Here is a 20,418-nt window from a genome sequence, read left to right as displayed (position 1 = left end):
CGGGCATTCTACGTCCATTCGGGCGGCTGACAACTGCTTATGCAGTTTCAAACGTTCCTTTCACACACGCTTTGCCGTCTTTGACCATCAGTTTGCCGCGAGCGTATACCTGCTCAATACGCAACTGCGGTGTCATCACTAACAGATCTGCGTCATTGCCCGGCAGAATTTCGCCTTTACCGGTCAGGTTGAGGAAACCAGCGACGCTGCTGGTGAGTGGACGCAGGGCATCGCTGATACTAAAGCCATAGTCTTTGACTAACACTTGCACGGTTTCCAGCAACGTCTCAAAACCCGCAACACCGAGATGCGTTAAATTCCCTTCATCGTCAAAGAACGGCTGACTGCCGTTGCCGTCGGAGCTAAGGGTAACGCGGGCCAGCGGAATACCCGCCTGAACGGCGCGGGCAATACCTTCGGCAGGGGCGACCGGTTCGTCAATGCTGCTGGTGATATCGATGGTGCCGCCTTTGCGCGCGAACTCCAGCGCCTGCTCAAACAACGGAACGTTGCGGTTAACGTGGGTCGGCAGCAACTTGCTGATGGGTACGTCGCAGTTCTCAATAAGGTCATAGATAGGCTGTAACGCCTTTTTGCTGTCGCCCATGTGGAACACGGTGACGCCAGGTTTACCGCCGAGCAAACCTCCAACGCGGGATTCCGCCGCCATATTGGCCAGGTGATAAACGTCCGGTGCGGCAGAACGGTGATCAGAGATGGCGCATTTCACGCCAATCACGCGATCGATAATCGCCACATCTTTTTCCACCGAGCCTGTAATGGTACGGGAAGGCACATGATAAGCACCGGTCAGCATCCAGGCGCTGATGCCTTCTTCATTGAGCGCACGAGTCTTGGCGAGTAAGGATTCCGGGTGGCGAGAGATAGAGTCGGTGCCGAGCAGACCAACCACTGACGTGACGCCCGCTTCTGTCAGTCGACTTAATGCCACTTCCGGCGTACGTGTGGTAGGGCCAGCTTCGCCACCGCCGCCAATTAAATGGACGTGTTGATCAATAAAACCTGGGCAGAGGATCTGCCCGCTGAGATCGACAATCGTGCAGTCCGGTACGATGTCAGAAGGGATGTTACTGGCAACGGCAATAATCTTGCCGTTAGCGACGAGGACATCGCAAATTCCCCGATCTTCGGGCGCATACAAATGCGCTCCCTGCAGCAGGGTATAAACCGGCTGCGGAATAATCAATCATGGTAACTCCTTGTTAAACAATAAGCTGCATAACCCAGATCGACAGCAATGCGTTAATCACGCAGACCGTAATGATATGCGGGTAATATTTGGCATTCACTTCGGCTGTTCCCAGGCAGCGACCAACATTTTGCACCGGGTTGCCCATTAAATACATCGCGGGAAGTAATACCGTGACATCGTGGCCGGTTAATGCGCCAGCTACAGTATCCCCTTGTTGTGCCATAACAATCCCCATTATGTATGCTTGTGGCGGCTAGGTGGAAAAATTACGCTGCGAGGAGAACCTTCCTGTAAGGATTGAGTTGCAGAAAATTCATAAACACAGTGACAATAACGGCTGGTGAGTAAAGGCGGCGAATACAAGGACGAATGCAAAATGGCAAAATACAACGACAAAGAGCTGGCAGAGACGAGCAAGTTTTTAAGTTTTGTCCTCCGACATAAACCGGAGGCGATTGGCATCGTGCTGGACCGTGAAGGATGGGCGGATATCGATAAGCTCATACTCTGTGCACAAAAAGCGGGCAAGCGGTTAACCCGCGCATTACTGGATACTGTGGTCGCAACCAGCGATAAGAAGCGCTTTAGTTATTCCAGTGATGGTACGTGCATTCGCGCCGTTCAGGGGCATTCGACTTCGCAGGTCGCTATTGCCTTCATCGAAAAAACACCGCCACAATTTCTCTACCACGGTACGGCAAGCCGTTTTCTTGAGGCGATAAAAAAACAGGGGCTGATTGCAGGGGAGCGTCATCATGTGCATCTCTCTGCTGATGAAGCAACGGCCCGCAAAGTCGGGGCAAGACACGGTTCGCCGGTTATCTTAACCGTCAAAGCACAGGAAATGGCGAAACGAGGGATCCCTTTCTGGCAAGCAGAAAACGGGGTCTGGCTGACATCAACGGTTGCGGTTGAGTTTCTTGAGTGGTAAGGGAAACAGCCCTTATGAAGCGACCACTTATCGCTTAAATAATTGCACTGTGCTGATAAGCGCAGCAATAAACAACGCCGCCGCGCCGCAGAGAGTGGCGCTGGCAAGCGCCGATGTTCCATTGCCGAGCATACTGGTCAGCGCCGGGCCGAGGATTTGCCCAATGCCGTAAATGAGCGTCACAAAGCCTAAAAGATTGAGATTTCCCGGTACGCTCAGTTGGCGGGCGATAGTCATCACCAGAGATGTCGTGCCCATAAAGGTACCGCCAAAACCGATACTACTGATGATAAGCAAGAGAGACGAGTCGCTGGCGAGGGTAAGCAGCACACAGATAGCCTGCACCAGTAAATTCGCCGTCAGGCAGGGCAAAGCCCCCCAACGTTTGGCTGCCCATAGCCAGCCAAAGCAACCAGGCACAATTGATAAGCCGACTAACGTCCAGAGATGGGCGGTTAACAATGGTGAGCCTGCATCTTTCGCCATGAGCGGCAGGTAAGTCGCGACGATGATATAACCAAATCCCGCCAGGCCGTACAGAATAGCCAGTAACCACCAGCTCATTATTTGTTGCTCCGTTTTTGCCAATGGCGTTGGTGCGATGGCGTGTTTTTTCGAGGGCATTAAAAGCGTAAGTGCAATCAGCATCATGCCAGAAAGCGCCCCGGCGCCTTGCCATAACGTTTGCGAGGAGAGGGCAAAATGCAGGCCTGCCAGAACATATTCATTGCCCAGCGCGATGCCAATGCCAACGCCAGAAAACAAAGCTGCCAGCACAAAAGGATGGCGCGTGTGCTGCATAATCAGCGTTGAACCAAAAATCAGCATTCCGGCGCTGGCGACACCCGCCAGGAAGCGAATCAATAACACCAGAATAAATGGCGGTAACCATGCCATTGCGAGGATCAACAATCCGCTCGCCAGGGCAGAAGCCAACAGAAATGGGCGCAGGCGCGACGGCTGGTGAAATGCGCCAAACGAAAATAGCAGACTGCCAGCCAGATACCCCGCGTAGTTGCCGCTGGCAATCCACGAGAGCTGGCTAAATGAAAACGCCCCTTCCGCCATCATGACGGGCAACATAGGTGTATAAAGGAAGCGACCTAATCCCATACCTAAGGTCAGAACCAGCATCCCGAAAAGCGCGGTGCTGAAAGAAAAGCGTTCTACGGGATGCGAAGACGGGGGCATGTTTCACCTTGTTTGTATTTTTTTGTAGTTAACAAGTTAATAACAAAAAGGTGAAACATGCCAGCCTGTTAATGTGATGATTTAGGGGTAAAGCGATAAAAATGATTTGGTTCGCTAACGATATAAATATTACCAGAGGCATCCATCGCAACCCCTTCGGCCTGTTTGATGTTATGCGACAAACCTCGACTGCCTTTGGTTAGTGACATTTCACCGATAACCTCGCCAGCCAGCGTTACTTCCTGGAGTGCGCGTGATTCATGAGACAGCACCAGAAGCGTATTTTTTTGTTGGTTAAATTCTGCGCCGGACACATCATCTAAAGTAAATTGCCGTTGTAGTGTCTTGTCTTTGCTGATGTGCAATTCATTGCTACTTAACAGCCCGTTAACTTTGTAGACTTCAATCGGGTTTTTCTCTTTAAAAAACCAGAAAGTGTGATCCTGACGAGAGTAGGCCAACCCTTCAAAACCGCAATTGGTTGGGGATTCTTGCAGCGGGATCTTTATTTTTTTGAGGATTTTTACTTCCGAGTTTGGGGTCAGTGAAATCACATAAATGGCATAATCGCGCTCATCGCTAATGACAAACTGATTATCGCCAATGTATTCGATCGTCTCGAGATCCTTAACAAAATCCAGAGGAATAGTGCGGATCAAATCGCCATTGGTGGTCATTTCAACAATGGCGGCAGGTTTGTTGATAGTGCTAAACAGGGTATTGCTCTGTGCCGACCAGGTCAGCGAGGAGATATTATTCGTTACGCCTGCAATTTCTTTGCCGTCAATGGTGGCGTGGTAATTCTGAAATGATGCTGCATGATTGCTTTTACGGGCGCAAGACTGCACGAAGAAAGTACACACTGCCACAATGGCAAAAAGAATCACAATAACGGAGATGCGTTTACTTAACGAAATACTTTTTGTCACGGTAATCCCTTTAAGGCAAATCAATAAGATATCGAGAAGTATACGTAGCGATCTTAATGAATCCTTAACGCCGTTCGGCTGTTGCATTACATGAACAGGTTTAAACGCCGCCATGTATTCGTACATTTTCTTTTTGCTGTCGCAGATAGCTTCACTGACCACCAGATCAGAAAAATAGAAGTAGGGGCATTATCGATTTTGCTGAAACTGTAGCTGCTTTTCTCAGTTCGCCCCTGGCATAATTTTTATCGCTTCCTAAAAATTGCTGAAGGGTAGCAAGGCCGGGATCTGCGACAACAAATACAAAATCAGACCAATACAACCGCCGACTAGCGTGCCGTTAACACGGATAAACTGGAGGTCCTTGCCAATATTTAACTCGATCTGCCGCGACATATCGCGCGCATCCCAGCTTTTTACCGTATCGCTGATGTGGCGAGTCAGGAATGCCGAAAACTCTGGCGCGACGCGGTGCGCGGCCTGTTCCAGATGACCATTTAACGAGGCGCGCAGGGCATCATCGGCAATTAACGTCTCGCCAAACCACTGTCCTGCACGAGCAATACGTTCTTTCACGCGAGAATCTTCGCTGTTGATATCCGCTTTCAACCACTCCCGCAAATCTCCCCACAATTCACCAAGATAGCGGTTAAATGCTTCATCTTCTTTCAGATAACTTTTCACGGCGTCGGCCCGCGCCGCCATTTCCGGATCGTTTTTCAGTTTCTCGATCAGCGCGAAGGTAGCGCGATCAAACGCATGGCGGATCTGATGTGCGCGATCGCGGCTGATATCATCAAGCAAAGAATTCACGGCGTCAGAAACCAACTCCGCACTGTGTTCGCCCAGCCATTCGGTAGGCAAGATTTTCGCTTTCAGCGGATGTTCGCTCTCCAGCCAACGAACAATTTGCTGGGCAATAAACTTGCGCGATTTATCGCGCTGAAGCAGGGCGATCAGTTGTGCGATCAACGTATCGAGCAGTACCTGATGACGATCGTTTTTGGTCATGCTCTCCAGCATCAACGCACTGGTGCCGGAAAGATCCACTTTATCGATCGCCTTATGCACCGCGCGCTTGAGCAGACGCTGAATACGCGCATCATCGGTCAGTTCGAGAAAACCGCTCATGATCTGCAACAGATGCTGCCCAACGCGACGGGCGTTTTCCGGTTGACTAAACCAGTTGCCAATTAACAACGCCGGTTCATGACGCCGGATTAGCGCTACCAGCGATTGAGTATCGAGAAATTTTTCCTGCACGAACTGGCCGAGATTTTCGCCAATCCGGTCTTTATTACGCGGAATAATCGCCGTATGGCGAGAAATAATCGGTATCGGCACGCGGCGAAACAGCGCCACCACCGCAAACCAGTCCGCCAGCGCGCCGACCATCGCCGCTTCGGCAATCGCCTTCACGCCGCTCACCCAAAAATTAGGCGGTAAAAACAGCGTAACGATAAAAGTCGCGGCAGCAACGAGCAGCAAAGAGAGCGCCAGCATTTTGGCGCGTCGGAGTTCAATGATTTTATTCATATCGTAAGAATAGAGCCTGACGGTAAGAAAACGCAAAAAGCGAGATATCTTCCATAAAAATGTATCGTTTGCAGAAGAATAAAAATAGCCTGGAAAGCGCCTCGGGGAACGGGAAATTGCCAGGTGAGAATGGTTTTGTTAGTCGCTAAAGTCGGGCCATCTTATCTACAGGTGACGGATCGCCATGACAAACTTCACGAGCAGCACGCCGCATGACGCATTATTTAAATCCTTTCTCACGCACCCTGACACCGCGCGGGATTTTATGGAGATCCACTTACCTAAAGATTTACGTGAGCTGTGCGATCTCGACACCTTAAAACTGGAATCCGCCAGCTTTGTCGATGAAAAATTGCGGGCGCTACATTCCGATATTCTGTGGTCGGTAAAGACCCGCGAAGGCGATGGTTATATCTATGTGGTGATTGAACATCAGAGCCGTGAGGATATCCATATGGCGTTTCGCCTGATGCGCTATTCCATGGCGGTGATGCAGCGCCATATCGAGCATGATAAACGCCAGCCGCTACCGCTGGTCATCCCGATGCTGTTTTATCACGGTAGCCGTAGTCCTTACCCCTGGTCTTTGTGCTGGCTGGACGAATTTGCCGACCCGACTACCGCACGGAAGCTTTATACCGCCGCGTTCCCGCTGGTGGATATCACTGTCGTGCCAGACGACGAGATTGTGCAGCACCGCAGAGTCGCCCTGTTGGAGTTGATCCAAAAGCATATTCGCCAGCGCGATCTAATGGGGCTTATTGATCAACTGGCAGTATTACTGGTTACAGGGTGCGCTAATGACAGCCAGATAACCGCGCTGTTAAATTACATTTTACTGGCTGGCGATGAAGCGAGTTTTAAAGAGTTTATCAGCGAACTAACCAGTCGAATGCCACAACACAGGGAGCGAATAATGACGATTGCAGAGCGAATTCATAATGATGGATGGCTGTTGGGAAGGGAGAGGGGGAGGAAAGAAGGGAAAGAAGAAGGGGAACAGAGCCTCCTCCGATTGTTGTTGCAGAATGGGGCGGATCCTGAATGGATACAACGATATACCGGACTTTCGGCAGAGCAAATGCAGGCATTAGATCAGCCCTTGCCTGAAAGCAAGCGCGATCCATGGATCGAGTACTAATCAGAGACTGATGACAAACGCAAAGCTGCCTGATGCGCTACGCTTATCAGACCTACATTATCTCTGCAATCTATTGAATTTGCGCGGTTTGTAGGCCGGGTAAGGCGTTCACGCCGCATCCGGCATGAACAAAGCGCACTTTGCCTAAGCCATGCCGGAACGTGGCGATGTCGCTATAAAGATAAAACGAGTCACACGCTATTCGTGAGAGGAAATCAGGCGCTTCGCCACTATTTCGAATTCATTCCATTGCCCGATACACGGCCTCGCCAATTTGCTTCAGTGCTTCGCGATAGGTTTCGCTGAGCGGCAAAGCGCAGTTGATGCGCAGACAATTACGGTATTTGCCGGAAGCCGAGAAAATCGAGCCTGCCGCCACCTGGATTTTCATGCGGTACAGTTGCCGCGCGACGCAGACCATATCGACCTGTTCAGGCAATTCTATCCACAGTAAAAATCCGCCTTTCGGGCGCGTAATACAGATTTCGCAGGGAAAATATTCCCGTATCCAGCAGGTATAAAGCGCCATATTGCGCTGATAGATCTGCCGCATCCGCCGGATATGGCGATGATAGTGACCTTCCAGCACAAACGTCGCCGCCGCCATTTGCGTAGACGGTACATTAAAGCTGCTGATGGCATATTTCATATGCAGCAGTTTATCGTGATAACGTCCCGGCGCGACCCAACCCACGCGCAGGCCAGGCGCAATGCTTTTACTGAACGAGCTGCACAGCAGCACTCGCCCATCGATATCCCAGGAGTGAATGGTCCGCGGGCGCGGATACTCCGTTGCCAGTTCGCCGTAGACATCATCTTCAAAAATTACAATATCATGACGCTGAGCGAGAGAGAGAACGGCCCGTTTGCGCGCGTCCGGCATAATAAATCCCAGCGGATTATTACAGTTTGGCACCAGAATGATGCCTTTAATCGGCCACTGTTCCAGCGCCAGTTCCAGCGCTTCAACGCTGATGCCTGTTTCTGGATCGGTTGGGATTTCAATCACTTTCACGCCCATACCGCGCAGCATCTGCATCGAACCGTAATAACAGGGGGATTCGACTGCGACAATATCGCCAGGTTTACACACCGCCATTAACGCCAGCGACATCGAGTTATGGCAGCCGCTGGTGATGATGATGTCATCGGCGGTGACCACCGAGCCGCTGTCGAGCATCAGGCGGGCAATCTGCTCTCGCAATACCCGCTGACCGGCTAACAAGTCATAACCGAGCACGGTTTGCAGATTATGCTGCACCACCCGGCTTAGCTCCCGCCACAGCGGTTTCAGGCTGGGCGCTTCGACATCCGGCGTGCTTTTGCTTAACGGAACAATGGAACTATCGCTATGCGCTACCAGCATATCCAGTACCTGGTCCCACTGGGTAATCTCCACTGGGCGCTGCACCGGACGCGTCATCGGCGGTACTGGCGGCTGGGCTTTACGTTGTGCGACAAAATAACCCGAACGCGGCAGCGGAGTGATGAGCTTCATCGTCTCCAGTATCTGATACGCTTGCTGCACGGTACTGATGCTGACGCCGTGCTCCTGACTTAAGCTGCGCACCGACGGCAATTTCTCCCCGTGACGATACAGCCCTTGCTCAATCCGCTCGGCAAGCAGAGTTGCCAGATGTTGATAACGCGTCATTCTGTATTCCTTATTTGGACCATACAGAGAGAAAAACCGGTACAGATGAGGCTAAAAAACCGGATGCAGATGCTGTTTTAACCTGTCTGTATGTTAAATAAAAGTAATATTTGCATCTGTATTGTGAACTGCCAGAAGGCGGATGATGAAGCCTCTGAAAGATGAGGAGGCAGCAGATGGAATTTCACGAAAACAAAGCTAAAGCGCCGTTTACTGGCCTGGTGCAACTCTGGCAGGCGGTGAGGACCTGGTGGCTGAAAAAGCAGACCCGGCGCGTGTTACAGCAGATGAGTGATGAGCGGTTGAGAGATATTGGGTTACGCAGGGAGGATGTGGAGTGAGGGGGCAGTTCGTCGCGGATAAACAGGATTTCTCTATAACCTCCACAAGGAAGTGGTTATTATTGCGAAATCATCGCTTCACGGAAAGACGTCAGAATGAAAGCAACAGAAGCCCGCTTACTCGATTTTTTAAAACGTTCGCAGCAGTTTGTTATTCCCATTTATCAACGCACTTATTCATGGACGGAACAACAATGTCGGCAACTTTGGGACGACATCATTCGTGCCGGAAAGCGTGACGATATATCAGCGCATTTTATCGGTTCGGTTGTTTATATAGAGCAGGGGTTGTATCAGGTTTCTGGTATTTCTCCGTTGCTGGTCATTGATGGTCAACAACGGCTGACGACCGCAATGTTGCTGATTGAGGCTTTATCGCGCCATCTTGGCGAAGACGAAGTTTTTGATGGCTTTTCGGCAATGAAATTGCGTAATTATTATTTACTCAATCCTTATGAGTCCGGCGAGAAAGGATTTAAATTACTGCTGACCGAGACTGATAAAGACAGTTTGCTGGCGTTAATAAAACAAAGACCAATGCCGGAAAACTATTCCCATCGAATAATGGAAAACTTTACTTTCTTTGATGAGCAAATTGCCAAACTCGGTGATGACTTGATCCCCTTATGTCGTGGGTTAGCAAAGTTATTAATTGTCGATGTGGCGCTTAATCGTGGTCAGGATAATCCGCAACTGATTTTTGAAAGTATGAACTCCACCGGTAAGGCGTTAAGTCAGGCCGATCTGGTGCGTAATTTTATTCTGATGGGCCTCGAACCAGAGCATCAAACCCGGTTGTATGAAGATCACTGGCGTCCAATGGAAGTCGCCTTTGGTCAGCAAGGTTACAGCGAATATTTTGACAGTTTTATGCGTCATTATCTGACGGTAAAAACGGGGGAGATCCCTCGGACAGATGAAGTCTATGAGGCATTTAAACTCCATGCCCGTAGCCAGCGTGTTGCTGAAAAAGGCGTAGATCGGCTGGTTGAAGATATTCACATCTACGCGGAGTATTACTGCGCAATGGCATTGGGAAAAGAAAGTGACAAATCGCTTGCTACGGCTTTTCTGGATTTGCGCGAGTTAAAAGTCGATGTGGCGTATCCTTTCTTACTGGCGCTTTATCATGACTATAAAAATGGCGTTTTGTCTCACGAAGATTTCCTGAGCATAATTCGTTTAATTGAATCTTATGTTTTCCGCCGTGCAGTATGTGCGATTCCGACAAATTCTCTTAATAAGACGTTTGCTACTTTTTATAAGGTCATTAATAAAGAAAATTATCTGGAAAGTATTCAGGTACATTTTCTGAATCTGCCTTCATATCGTCGTTTCCCCAACGATGATGAATTTAAACGGGAATTAAAAGTTCGCGATCTCTATAACTTCCGCAGCCGCAGCTACTGGTTACGACGACTGGAAAACGATAAACGCAGAGAGCGCGTGGAAGAGTTTACGATTGAGCACATTATGCCGCAGAACGAAAATCTGTCGGCTAAATGGCGTGAAGAGCTGGGAAGTGACTGGCAGCGTGTGCATAAAGAACTGTTGCATACGTTGGGGAATCTCACATTAACGCGCTATAACTCCCGCTACAGTGACAGACCTTTCGCGGAAAAACGCGATATTGAAGACGGCTTTAAACATAGCCCGCTTTATTTGAATATCGGTCTTGGACAGTGCGAAAAATGGGATGAAGCCGCCATTCGCGCCCGTGCCGATCGTCTGGCCGATCTCGCGGTTCAGGTCTGGCAAGCGCCTTCTCTTCCTGAAGAGGTTTTAGCTGTTTATCGGGGGCAACCGGAGAACAAAACCAGTTACAGCCTGAATGATTATCCTTTTCTTGCTGATGGTTCGCATAGTCGGGTGTTATTCGATCATCTTCGCGATGAAGTTATGCGCCTGGACGAAGGGATCACGCAGGAAGTCTTAAAACTGTATATTGCGTTTAAAGCTGAAACGAATTTTGTTGATGTTGTGCCGCAAAAAAGCCGACTGCGGTTGTCGCTTAATATGCAGTTTCATGAACTGGTCGATCCGAAAGGTATTGCCAAAGATGTGACAAATGTTGGGCGATGGGGCAATGGTGATGTGGAAATTGGTTTCAGTGACCTCGCACAACTTCCTTACATTATGGGATTAATTCGTCAGGCATTTGAAAAACAGATGGAAAGCGCGTTGGTATAACGCGGCGAAAAATGCCCGGTAGTACTGGCGCTACCGGGTCAAGGTATCAGGCGACTTTCTGTTTACCCGCAATCACCCCAATAAACTCCTGCACCTGCCTTTGTTTACGCGCCGACAGCTTGCACACCTGGCGCAGCGACTGCATCAGTTCGCTCTCGGCGGCGGCAGGTGGTTGGGCGGTGAGGACAATACAGCCTTCCATTACTTTGACATCTACCGCCGCGCCGGTGGCAAAACCGGCGGCTTCCAGCCACTGACCTTTCAGGGTGATGGCGGGAATACGGCTGTAATCCGGGTAGCGGCTCGCATAACTCACGGTTAATTGACGGTTATTTGCCGGGGAGACTTCTGCTTCGAACGGTTGTGCAATAGAATGCGTGTCAGTCATAACTGCTATTCTCCGATAATAGTGATTGTGATTAGCGGTGCGGGTGTGTTGGCGCACATCCGCACCGCGCTAAATACCTGGATATATCATCAGTAAATACAGGGAAAGTCCAGCTAAAAATTAATGAAAATAAGATGAAAATTAGCGTGAAATATAATTTTTGGTGATGTGAATAAAGCGGCCATTTAGCCGCTTTATTGGTTTTTGAGGGCGAGGAAATTAGTTTATCGCCGCGTCAGTCAGTACGTCTGCAAGGTGCACTTGGGTTTGCTGGGCGGATTGGATTTGAGAACTAAGCTCTTCACATATTTTCATGTATTGTTTTAATGTTTCAGTGATTTTTAATTGCTCTTTATAGCAAGGCAATGCAATAACTAACTCTGAAACTTGATTTCTGGATACATTTTTCATAGATGAACTTGTTCCTCCCGCTACGTCCTTATAATATTTTCGCGAAAACACTGAATTATTAACTAAGTTAATATAATAAGGGTTTGCAAATGAGGAAAATTCAAATCTAATGATCTTATCACTAAGCATTAGATTTATTGGTGGATTTTCAGGTACAACAACAGATCGAGCAACTAGCTCTGAAGTGTTTGCTCTGGAAATTAAAAAATCATTTTCTTTAACTTCATATTCTTGCCTTGGTAATAAATGTGCGGGTAATGCTTTATTTTCTTGTGGTCGATATTCTCCCCAAGTTACAGCACTAATTTTCAGTACGCCCCATTGATTTCCAGATCTTGGTTCATTCTCACATTGTGGACTCCAGCCTGCCTCGGACTTTAGAGCTAAATCACCTAAACGACACCACTCCCACCCTTCCGGCAGTTCAAACGGTTTTTCCTCATCGCTAATCGGGGGCAACGGTTTTTGTTTTTTTATTTTCCCTTCTTTCACCAGTTGAGCTTTTTCCTGCGCAATACGTTTGAGCAGTTCAGAGGCTGGTTCGTCATTCGGATCCTGCGGCACAAGTTTACCCATTACGGCCAGTTGCAGAATGGTCTGTTTTAACGCATCCACGCTGGCTTCGGTGGTAAATAGTGTGTCGAAATGCTCGCTAATACGCGCCCAGTTTTCAGCCAGTTCCTCTGCGTTTTGGCTGCCTGTAAGCGTTCCCAACAGTGTTTCAACCAGTTGCTGATGTGCGTCCAGACTGGTTAGGGATTGCTGTTCCAGTTGGTCACAAAGGGACATTAGTTTTTTTATTTTAGTCACAATTGCTTTCTGTTCTTTGAGGGGAGGAAGACCAATTATGTAATTCACTAATTGTTCTTGTTTAATACCCTCAACTGTTGTACCTGTGCCATTTATCTTTACAGTTCTATAGGCATTAAAGAAATATTCTGGAATTAAACTTTTCGTAAGCTTTACTGATTTTAAATCTTGATTAAAGGCCATTGGACATAAAGTAATAGCGATTTTACCTAAGCCCATTCGTGTGCAAATTAAAATATCTCCTTCATCGGCTAACCTGCTACCTGAAGAAAGTCCAACTTCTGTAATATAATCTTGAGTTTTAGATATATATTGTGATGAGCCAAGATCTTTTACACTTGCCCAAGGAATATCTCCTCCCCAAAATGCAGAGTTAATCTTGCTAGGTGTACCTCCGCTGAGGATAGAGTTGAATAAAGTACCCAATCGCACCCACTCCCATCCCTCCGGCAATTCAAACGGCTTCTCTTCCTCGCTAATTTCTGGCAGTGGTTTTTGCTTTTTAATTTTCCCCTGTTTCACCAGCTCTGCTTTTTCCGCCGCAATACGCTTCAGCAGCTCCGACGCCGGTTCATCGTTCGGATCCTGCGGCACCAGTTTACCGCGCACAGCCAGTTCCAGAATCAGCTCACGTAATTTCTTAATGCCATATAAATCAATTTTACCGGAACTGCCGCGCCCGGCGGTGGAACGGGTTTGCAACGCCGAGGTCCAGGTTTCCATATGATCAACGATCAGCTTTTCCACACTCATTAGTTAACCTCCTTGCCAGACAGCGCAGCGCCAAGAATATCGCGCAGTTGATTACGCAGCGTCTGGATCTCCGCCTGCTGTTTTGCATACTGCGCTAACAGCTCGTCCGGATCATGGCTGACGGTTTCCGCCTGATGTGGGTTTTTAATATCCAGATTGAAGTTACGCGCAATCACGTCATCAATGCTGACTTTCCACGCCTGCTCATTCTCGACGCGGCTGGCAAAACCATCGGCCTCGTTACCCCACCAGTCGATCTCCGCCTGAAACTCTTCAAACTTCATCGGCTTGGTTTTGCTGTAGTTTTTCACGCCCGCCGGATACGGATGTTCATAGAACCAAATCTCTTTGGTTGGCTGACCTTTGGTAAAGAACAACAGGTTGGTTTTAATGCCGGTATAGGGGTTAAACACACCATTCGGTAAACGCACGATGGTATGCAGGTTGCACTCTTCGGTAAGTAGCTTTTTGATTTTGGTTTTAACGCCTTCGCCAAATAGTGTGCCATCCGGCAATACCACCGCCGCACGACCGTTTTTCGCCAGTACTTCCACAATCAGTTGCAGGAACAGATCCGCCGTTTCGCGGGTTTGCATCTCTGCCGGAAAGTTCTTCTCAATACCGTCTTCTTCCGTGCCACCAAACGGCGGGTTGGTAACAATGACATCCAGTTGCTCATCCCAGGAGGAAAGCGGTTTGTTCAGGGTGTTGTCGTGACGAATTTGTACTGGTACTTCAATGCCGTGCAGCAGCATATTGGTGGTCGCCAGCAGGTGCGGAAGCTGTTTTTTCTCAACACCGTGGATCTGTTGTTGCAGCGTCTGATGATCGGCGACGCTCTTCACGTATTTGTTCTTTACATGATCGAACGCGCAGGCAAGAAAACCGCCCGTACCGCAGGCCGGGTCCATAATGGATTCTCCGAGTTTCGGATCAACGCGATCCACCATAAAGCGAGTGACGGCGCGTGGAGTATAGAATTCGCCCGCATTGCCCGCAGATTGCAGATCTTTAAGGATCTGTTCGTAAATATCACCAAACAGATGGCGTTCGCTGGCGCTGGTAAAGTCAATTTCGTTCAGCTTGTTGATCACCTGACGCAGTAGCGTACCGTTTTTCATATAGTTATAGGCATCGCTGAACGCCTGCTTTACCACGTAGCCGCGTGGGTTTTTATCGATAGGCGCAGTGAGGTTTTTCAACGCCGGGAACAGATCATCATTAACGAACTCCAGCAGGGAATCACCGGTAATGCCCTGCGCGTTGGCGGCCCAACTGCGCCACAAATAACGCTGTGGGATCGGATATTGATAGTTATCCTGCTCCAGTTCCAGCGCCTCTTCCTGGGCATCGAAGATTTTCAAAAACAGCAGCCAGGAGAGCTGACCGAGACGCTGCGCATCGCCGTCCACACCGGCATCTTTGCGCATAATATCTTGTAATGATTTGATTACTGAGCTGATAGACATGTTGTATTCCATGAAAAACAAGGCCTTCTGCAACATGATGGTTGCAGAAGGCGCAAAAGAGAGTTGTTAAGCAGAGCGGGGCGGTAATTGGTAGATTTCGTTTTCCAGCTCGCTGAGCGCCTGATTATACCCGTTACGGTCGCCAAATCCGGTTTTAATAATCTCCGGTAAGGTGCCCATGCTGTCGAATGGCTTAAGTTTCAGCACCTGAATACTTTCGATCTCCTGTACGCCCGCATCGGCGTATTTATCCAGCAGATTATCGAGCACGGCTTGCGCTGCTTCAGAGTATTTTGTGAAGTAGTTCCGCTTGCGCACGTTCTCGGCGCGCTCTTTGCGGGTTAACGGCGGCTGACCATACACTACGTGGCAAAGCATGTCGAACGGGTCAAGATCTTTACCGACTTCTTCTGCCAGTACTTCCCAGATGATCCCCTGTTGCTCCAGCTCGTGAATGATCGCTTCTTTGCGATCGGCATCCTGCCACTTGCGGGTAAAATCATCCAGCGAGGCATATTCTTTGAGCAGTGTTTTGCGGGTGTAATTTTTAAAGGATTCGGTAACCAGTTTACCGTCGGCGTCGTAATACTGAACACGCTGGGCAATAACGCCCACCGCTACACCGTTGACGTGAAACTTGCGGATTTTCTTCTCGTCTTCTTCCGGAAGTGGGCCGACATCATCGGTATCGGTAACCTGGTATGGTGGCGCAGGCGGTTCATCAACGCCTGTTACCTGCTCTTCGTCATGTTCGCTGATTTCTTCGAGTTTCTCTTCAAAATCAGATTCTGGGTCGGCGATATCCTCTGGTGTGGTATCCATGACTTTTTCGGGAATGCCATCGAAACGCTCATCGGCAAACAGTTCGGTGGCTTTTTTAAAGTCGAGGATGGTAAACCAGAGTTTGCCGTAACGTTCGTCGATGCGTGTACCACGACCGATAATTTGCTTGAATTTGGTCATCGACTGGATGTTCTGGTCCAGTACTACCAGTTTGCAGGTTTTAGCATCCACACCAGTGGTCATCAGCTCTGAAGTGGTCGCGATAACCGGGTACGGTTTTTTCGGGTTGATGAAGTTATCCAACTGAGCTTTGCCAATTTCATCATCGCCGGTGATTTTCATGACGTATTTGTCGTTCTTTTTCACCTGCTCCGGGTTGAGATTAACCAGGGCGCGGCGCATACGTTCTGCATGATCGATGTCGTTACAGAAGACGATGGTTTTATCCATCGGGTTGGTGCGCTTGAGGTAGTCGGTAATGGTTCTGGCAACCAGTTCTGTGCGTTCGTCGATTACCATCGTGCGATCGAAATCTTTCTGGTTATAGATACGATCGTCGATCACTTCGCCGTTTAAGTCAGTTTGCCCTTTGGTTGGGCGCCAGCCTTGCAGATCAACATCAATATCAACACGGACAACTTTATAAGGGGCGAGGAAGCCGTCTTCGATCCCTTCTTTTAGCGAGTAGACGTAAACCGGATCGCCGAAGTAATCCGTGCTGGAGACTTCATGCGTCTCTTTTGGCGTGGCGGTTAAGCCAATTTGGGTGGCGGAACTGAAATAATCAAGGATCTCTCGCCAGGCGCTGTCTTCGGATGCGCTGCCGCGATGGCATTCGTCGATCACGATCAGATCGAAGAAATCTGGTGCGACTTGTTTAAACGCTTTTTGGTCTTCCTCCGGGCCAGTTATAGCCTGATAGAGCGCGAGGTGAATTTCATAAGCGGGATCAATGGTGCGTCCGCTGACTTTGGTCATTGCCGTACCAAATGGCTGGAAATCATTATTTTTGGTTTGGTCGACCAGAATGTTGCGATCGGCAAGGAACAAAATGCGTTTTTTATTTTTTGATTTCCACAGGCGCCAGATGATCTGGAATGCGGTATAGGTTTTCCCTGTTCCGGTCGCCATGACCAGCAGAACGCGGTTTTGCCCGTTGGAGACGGCTTCAATGGTTTTGTTGATTGCCTGAAGCTGGTAATAACGTGGCGATTTACCGCTGCCATCGTCGTAATAGTCCTGAGTAATTACCGGAAGCTGAGCTTGTGTGTATCCTTTCCAGAGGCAGAATTTTTGCCAGAGTTCAGCGGGGGAGGGGAAGTCATCCAGCGTTATTTGCTTTTCAAGGCATTCACCTTCGGCTGCGGTGGCATCGCGGAAGATAAAGCCATCACCGTTGGTGGCAAAAACAAAAGGAACGTCCAGCAGGCGCGCATATTCAATGCCCTGTTGCATCCCTTTGCCAATTTCATGTTTGTTGGCTTTTGCTTCAATCACGGCTAAGGGAATGCCTGGCTTGTGGTACAGCACGATGTCAGCAGATTTTACCGTTCTGCGTGCCGCAACTTTACCACGTACGATGACTTTACCGTCCCGGAGTTTGACCTCCTGTCTGATTTGCGTTGTGTTGTCCCAGCCTGCATTGAGAATGGCTGGCATAACGCATTTGGTAATGATGTCTGCTTCCGTCAGGTTACTTAGGTTCAGTTCCGCCATGGGGGGTTCTCGCTTTTATCAGGACGATTCTGATTGTACATAAAATCAATAGCATGGCTATGACTTAGGGCGGTGTTTCAACGTAAAGTACGTAGCAGAGATCACATTGATATCTCTGTTATATCTTGCTTGAATTAATCTGGGCATATCAGAGACAGATAAACAGAAGTTACAGGAACCATATCAACTCTAACAAAATATATAAAAATCTTATAGTTGCGTTTCTTTCGAGCAAGAAAGATAATGTTATTGTTGATTGTTTGATTGGGTATATGAAATGGAAGCTAAAGAATGTAAGGTGCAGGATATCCTTACTGAAAACAAAAAGTTTATTATTCCTTCTTATCAGCGTCCTTACAGTTGGACGGTAGATAATGCAGAGCAACTCATTGATGACATTTATAAAAGCTCTCAATCAGAAGAGAATGAATATTTTATTGGGAGTATGATTTGTATCAATAAAGGGCAAAATCAGTATGAAGTTGTAGATGGACAACAACGTCTTACAACGTTAAGCATTATTGTCTCCGAGCTAAAAAAAATCATCCCGATTCAGGGGATAAAAGATGATTTGCAAAAAAGAGTTCTGCCTATTGATGTTTATTCTGATGAAACAGATGAACCAAGACTAATTGTTAGAAAAAAAGAGTATGATCTTTATAAATATTATATACTGCAGGATTCTAAAGATTATAAACCTGAAAAGCCATCGGATACTGAGTTAGTATTCATTAGCAACGCTGAAACAATTAGAGATTATTTGTTGCGGTTATCTGTTGATGAGTTGAAGTTGCTTGCTAAATATATTTTGCAAAATGTATATATCGTATTTGTGCAAACTGATGATTTCGCATCATCATTTAGACTCTTTAATGTATTAAATAGTCGAGGTTTACCTTTAAGTAATGCAGATCTTTTAAAAAATGCACTGTTTGAATCAGCTTCTACGCATAATAAAAAAATCAGAGCAAATAGAATCAGCATGGTCGCAAATTGAAGATATGGTTGGAGTGAGACGGCTTGATAAATTTCTTACGCTTCATAAGCTTTCCGAGAAAAAAGATCGTGATAGGGTGTTACAAAAAGGTTTTGAAGCTTTTATTGAAAATCTCCAGCAGCAATTTGATGGAGATGCTATTGCTATGTCACTGATGTTGGTTAATTCTGCAAAAAATTATACTAAGATTTTAGAGAATGATTTTGAACACCCTTCAATACGACGAAAAATAGCATCGCTAAGTAATTTAGGGGTAGATGAGTGGATTCCTCCGGTTATGGCATTCATGAATCGAATGGCTCGTACAGAAGATTTTAATTTAGATGATTTTTCTCAATTTATTACCGCCTTTGAGAAGGTATATATGCATGGGTGGTTAAAAAAACAAATTAAAAGCCAAAGAGAAATGGTTTGTTATTCAGCTCTGGTAGCAATAAATAATGATATGCCTTTTGATTCTGTGATAAATCAGATAAACCAACATGCAGATAATTCAGGTTTTATAGCTGCTCTGGATGAAGATTTATATGAGCCTCGTCCGAATCAAGTGAACTTAATAAAAGCAATTTTGCTTCGCTTAGATATGGAGCAACAAGATGAGAGCGTGATTAAAACCTATACGGGGAGAATCACAATTGAGCATATTCTTCCTCAAGCATTAGTTAATGAATACTGGATTAATAGATTCCAACCTCAAGAGCATGTCTACTGGCTGCATAAAATAGGTAATTTAACACTCATAAGTGGTTCCAAAAATTCTGAAGCACAACACTATGATTTTATCAAAAAGAAATCTATTTATGAGAAACTTAATAGTAAAAGCTCTTTTGATTTAACAAAAGATGTTTGTAATTCTTCAGAATGGGGATTGGCTGAACTGAAAATGAGACATGAAAAAATGAAAACGCAATTGAAGAAGCTTTGGTTGGTCTGACATATCTAAAGAGTTCCACTCGTAATAATGTTGCGGTGGAACTCTCGAAAAGTTTATCTTTCTTGAACTTACTTCCTCAACCCCGCAAACGCCGCCCGAATCTCATCCTCCGGCAGATGAATCCCGATAAACACCATCGTGCTATGCGGTTTTTCTTCGCCCCACGGGCGGTCCCAGTCGGCGCTGTAGAGGCGCTGGACGCCCTGGAACAGCAGGCGATTAGGTTCGCCGTCAATCCACAGCATTCCTTTGTAACGCAGCAGTTTATCTGCCGATTCCAGCAGCAGGTTTTCCATCACGCGGGAAACTTCGCTGATATCTACCGGGTAATCCAGTTCCACCACAATAGACGAAATATCGTTTTGTTTATCCGCGATAAAGTGGAAACGCGGTTTGGTGCTGACGACGTTCTCTTCCAGCATAAAACCGTTGGTGTTGAACAGCAGGCCCAGGTCGATGTTGCCGTGGGTGACGGTGTAGACCGGTGCACGGGCATTGATGCGTGCCAGACGTTCACGCAGTTTTTCTGCTTCGCCTGCGACGTCGGTTTTAGTCAGCAGAATACGGTCGGCGTAGCCAACCTGGGACTGGGCGATGGTGAACTGGTTCATCTGCTCGTCGGCATGTACCGCATCCACCAGCGCAATCACGCCGTCCAGCAGGTAGCGCTGGCATAAAATCTCATGGGAGAAAAAGGTCTGAATAATCGGGCCAGGATCGGCCATGCCGGTGCATTCAATGACCAGACGATCGAACTGAATATTGCCCTTGTCGAGATTATCCAGCAGGTCGAGTAGTGCGTCTTCCAGCTCGTTGGAGCGCGAACAGCAGATGCAGCCGTTGGTCAGCGTTTTGATCTGCGTGGCGCGGTCACCAATCAGTTGATCATCAACGGAGACTTCGCCGAATTCGTTTTCAATCACGGCAATCTTGTAGCCGTGTTGTTCGTTAAGAATATGGCGCAGCAGGGTGGTTTTGCCCGCGCCTAAAAAACCGGTGAGTAGGGTAACTGCAATCGGGTTCATGCTCTC

The 20,418-nt window shown here is 47.8% G+C and carries 13 protein-coding genes and 5 pseudogenes; 6 read left to right on the top strand and 12 right to left on the bottom strand.

What is annotated here, in order from left to right; translation table 11 throughout:
* Positions 1-37: 37 nt before the first annotated feature.
* Both iadA and AACU94_RS17830 read right to left on the bottom strand, forming a co-directional pair.
* Positions 38-1,211, bottom strand: a pseudogene (gene iadA / locus AACU94_RS17835) (beta-aspartyl-peptidase).
* 12 nt (positions 1,212-1,223) lie between these two features.
* Positions 1,224-1,412: pseudogene (locus tag AACU94_RS17830) on the bottom strand (hypothetical protein); the annotation flags it as partial.
* 177 nt (positions 1,413-1,589) lie between these two features.
* On the opposite strand from AACU94_RS17830, the gene kptA reads away from it, so the two are divergent.
* Positions 1,590-2,144: an RNA 2'-phosphotransferase gene (kptA, locus tag AACU94_RS17825; RefSeq protein WP_135489945.1), complete on the top strand. Its 555-nt coding sequence runs from the start codon at positions 1,590-1,592 to the stop codon at positions 2,142-2,144.
* A gap of 27 nt (positions 2,145-2,171) precedes the next feature.
* On the opposite strand, the gene AACU94_RS17820 is transcribed toward kptA, so the two are convergent.
* From AACU94_RS17820 to AACU94_RS17805, 4 genes and pseudogenes are all read right to left on the bottom strand, one after another.
* On the bottom strand, positions 2,172-3,335 hold the full coding sequence (locus tag AACU94_RS17820) for an MFS transporter (RefSeq protein WP_135489943.1): 1,164 nt from the start codon (positions 3,333-3,335) through the stop codon (positions 2,172-2,174).
* Positions 3,336-3,403: 68 nt separating this feature from the next.
* Positions 3,404-4,264 (bottom strand): SdiA-regulated domain-containing protein, encoded by an 861-nt coding sequence (locus AACU94_RS17815; RefSeq protein ID WP_130257914.1) that lies wholly within the window; start codon positions 4,262-4,264, stop codon positions 3,404-3,406.
* 60 nt (positions 4,265-4,324) lie between these two features.
* Positions 4,325-4,485: pseudogene (locus AACU94_RS17810) on the bottom strand (2-hydroxyacyl-CoA dehydratase); the annotation flags it as partial.
* Between the two features lie 34 nt (positions 4,486-4,519).
* On the bottom strand, positions 4,520-5,800 hold the full coding sequence (locus AACU94_RS17805; protein WP_130257913.1) for a DUF445 domain-containing protein: 1,281 nt from the start codon (positions 5,798-5,800) through the stop codon (positions 4,520-4,522).
* A gap of 184 nt (positions 5,801-5,984) precedes the next feature.
* Here AACU94_RS17805 and AACU94_RS17800 point away from each other — a divergent pair, with 184 nt between their 5' ends.
* On the top strand, positions 5,985-6,941 hold the full coding sequence (locus tag AACU94_RS17800; protein ID WP_135489941.1) for an Rpn family recombination-promoting nuclease/putative transposase: 957 nt from the start codon (positions 5,985-5,987) through the stop codon (positions 6,939-6,941).
* A gap of 241 nt (positions 6,942-7,182) precedes the next feature.
* Here the strand turns inward: AACU94_RS17800 and AACU94_RS17795 are convergent, their stop codons facing one another.
* Entirely contained in the window at positions 7,183-8,595 is a 1,413-nt protein-coding gene (locus AACU94_RS17795) for an aminotransferase-like domain-containing protein (RefSeq protein ID WP_135489939.1), read from the bottom strand.
* 176 nt (positions 8,596-8,771) lie between these two features.
* On the opposite strand from AACU94_RS17795, the gene AACU94_RS24795 reads away from it, so the two are divergent.
* From AACU94_RS24795 to AACU94_RS17780, 3 genes and pseudogenes are all read left to right on the top strand, one after another.
* Positions 8,772-8,936, top strand: coding sequence for a DUF1127 domain-containing protein (locus AACU94_RS24795; RefSeq protein WP_135489937.1), 165 nt, complete (start codon positions 8,772-8,774; stop codon positions 8,934-8,936).
* Between the two features lie 96 nt (positions 8,937-9,032).
* Positions 9,033-9,686 (top strand): annotated as a pseudogene (locus AACU94_RS17785) (DUF262 domain-containing protein); the annotation flags it as partial.
* A gap of 276 nt (positions 9,687-9,962) precedes the next feature.
* Positions 9,963-11,126, top strand: a complete 1,164-nt coding sequence (locus AACU94_RS17780; protein WP_135489935.1) for a GmrSD restriction endonuclease domain-containing protein — start codon at positions 9,963-9,965, stop codon at positions 11,124-11,126.
* A 46-nt stretch (positions 11,127-11,172) separates the two neighbouring features.
* On the opposite strand, the gene symE is transcribed toward AACU94_RS17780, so the two are convergent.
* The 4 genes from symE to hsdR all read right to left on the bottom strand — a co-directional run bounded on the left by symE (position 11,173) and on the right by hsdR (position 17,456).
* Positions 11,173-11,514, bottom strand: a complete 342-nt coding sequence (symE, locus tag AACU94_RS17775; RefSeq protein ID WP_135489934.1) for an endoribonuclease SymE — start codon at positions 11,512-11,514, stop codon at positions 11,173-11,175.
* A 219-nt stretch (positions 11,515-11,733) separates the two neighbouring features.
* On the bottom strand, positions 11,734-13,488 hold the full coding sequence (locus tag AACU94_RS17770; RefSeq protein WP_135489933.1) for a restriction endonuclease subunit S: 1,755 nt from the start codon (positions 13,486-13,488) through the stop codon (positions 11,734-11,736).
* Complete coding sequence (locus AACU94_RS17765; RefSeq protein WP_001387312.1) at positions 13,488-14,957, bottom strand: type I restriction-modification system subunit M; 1,470 nt, start codon at positions 14,955-14,957, stop codon at positions 13,488-13,490. Before AACU94_RS17765 ends, AACU94_RS17770 begins: the two co-directional genes overlap by 1 nt.
* Before the next feature lie 66 nt (positions 14,958-15,023).
* Positions 15,024-17,456 (bottom strand): EcoAI/FtnUII family type I restriction enzme subunit R, encoded by a 2,433-nt coding sequence (gene hsdR / locus AACU94_RS17760; RefSeq protein ID WP_135489931.1) that lies wholly within the window; start codon positions 17,454-17,456, stop codon positions 15,024-15,026.
* A 277-nt stretch (positions 17,457-17,733) separates the two neighbouring features.
* Between hsdR and AACU94_RS24790 the strand changes: the two are divergent.
* Positions 17,734-19,387: pseudogene (locus tag AACU94_RS24790) on the top strand (DUF262 domain-containing protein).
* Between the two features lie 68 nt (positions 19,388-19,455).
* Here AACU94_RS24790 and yjiA read toward each other — a convergent pair.
* Positions 19,456-20,412 carry a GTPase gene (gene yjiA / locus AACU94_RS17745; protein WP_135489929.1) on the bottom strand — a complete coding sequence of 319 codons (957 nt, stop codon included), beginning with the start codon at positions 20,410-20,412 and terminating at the stop codon, positions 19,456-19,458.
* Positions 20,413-20,418 lie beyond the last annotated feature (6 nt).

Source organism: Escherichia sp. E4702, assembly GCF_963883545.1.
Classification (GTDB): domain Bacteria; phylum Pseudomonadota; class Gammaproteobacteria; order Enterobacterales; family Enterobacteriaceae; genus Escherichia.
This window is presented reverse-complemented; position numbering and strand designations above follow the sequence as displayed.

Excerpts from the sequence above, each read along its gene's own strand:
- kptA (WP_135489945.1), top strand. The coding sequence starts at position 1,590 with ATGGCAAAATACAACGACAAAGAGCTGGCAGAGACGAGCAAGTTTTTA.
- AACU94_RS17820 (WP_135489943.1), bottom strand. The coding sequence starts at position 3,335 with ATGCCCCCGTCTTCGCATCCCGTAGAACGCTTTTCTTTCAGCACCGCG.
- AACU94_RS17805 (WP_130257913.1), bottom strand. The coding sequence starts at position 5,800 with ATGAATAAAATCATTGAACTCCGACGCGCCAAAATGCTGGCGCTCTCT.
- AACU94_RS17800 (WP_135489941.1), top strand. The coding sequence starts at position 5,985 with ATGACAAACTTCACGAGCAGCACGCCGCATGACGCATTATTTAAATCC.
- AACU94_RS17795 (WP_135489939.1), bottom strand. The coding sequence starts at position 8,595 with ATGACGCGTTATCAACATCTGGCAACTCTGCTTGCCGAGCGGATTGAG.
- AACU94_RS24795 (WP_135489937.1), top strand. The coding sequence starts at position 8,772 with ATGGAATTTCACGAAAACAAAGCTAAAGCGCCGTTTACTGGCCTGGTG.
- AACU94_RS17780 (WP_135489935.1), top strand. The coding sequence starts at position 9,963 with ATGGCATTGGGAAAAGAAAGTGACAAATCGCTTGCTACGGCTTTTCTG.
- symE (WP_135489934.1), bottom strand. The coding sequence starts at position 11,514 with ATGACTGACACGCATTCTATTGCACAACCGTTCGAAGCAGAAGTCTCC.
- AACU94_RS17770 (WP_135489933.1), bottom strand. The coding sequence starts at position 13,488 with ATGAGTGTGGAAAAGCTGATCGTTGATCATATGGAAACCTGGACCTCG.
- AACU94_RS17765 (WP_001387312.1), bottom strand. The coding sequence starts at position 14,957 with ATGTCTATCAGCTCAGTAATCAAATCATTACAAGATATTATGCGCAAA.
- hsdR (WP_135489931.1), bottom strand. The coding sequence starts at position 17,456 with ATGGCGGAACTGAACCTAAGTAACCTGACGGAAGCAGACATCATTACC.
- yjiA (WP_135489929.1), bottom strand. The coding sequence starts at position 20,412 with ATGAACCCGATTGCAGTTACCCTACTCACCGGTTTTTTAGGCGCGGGC.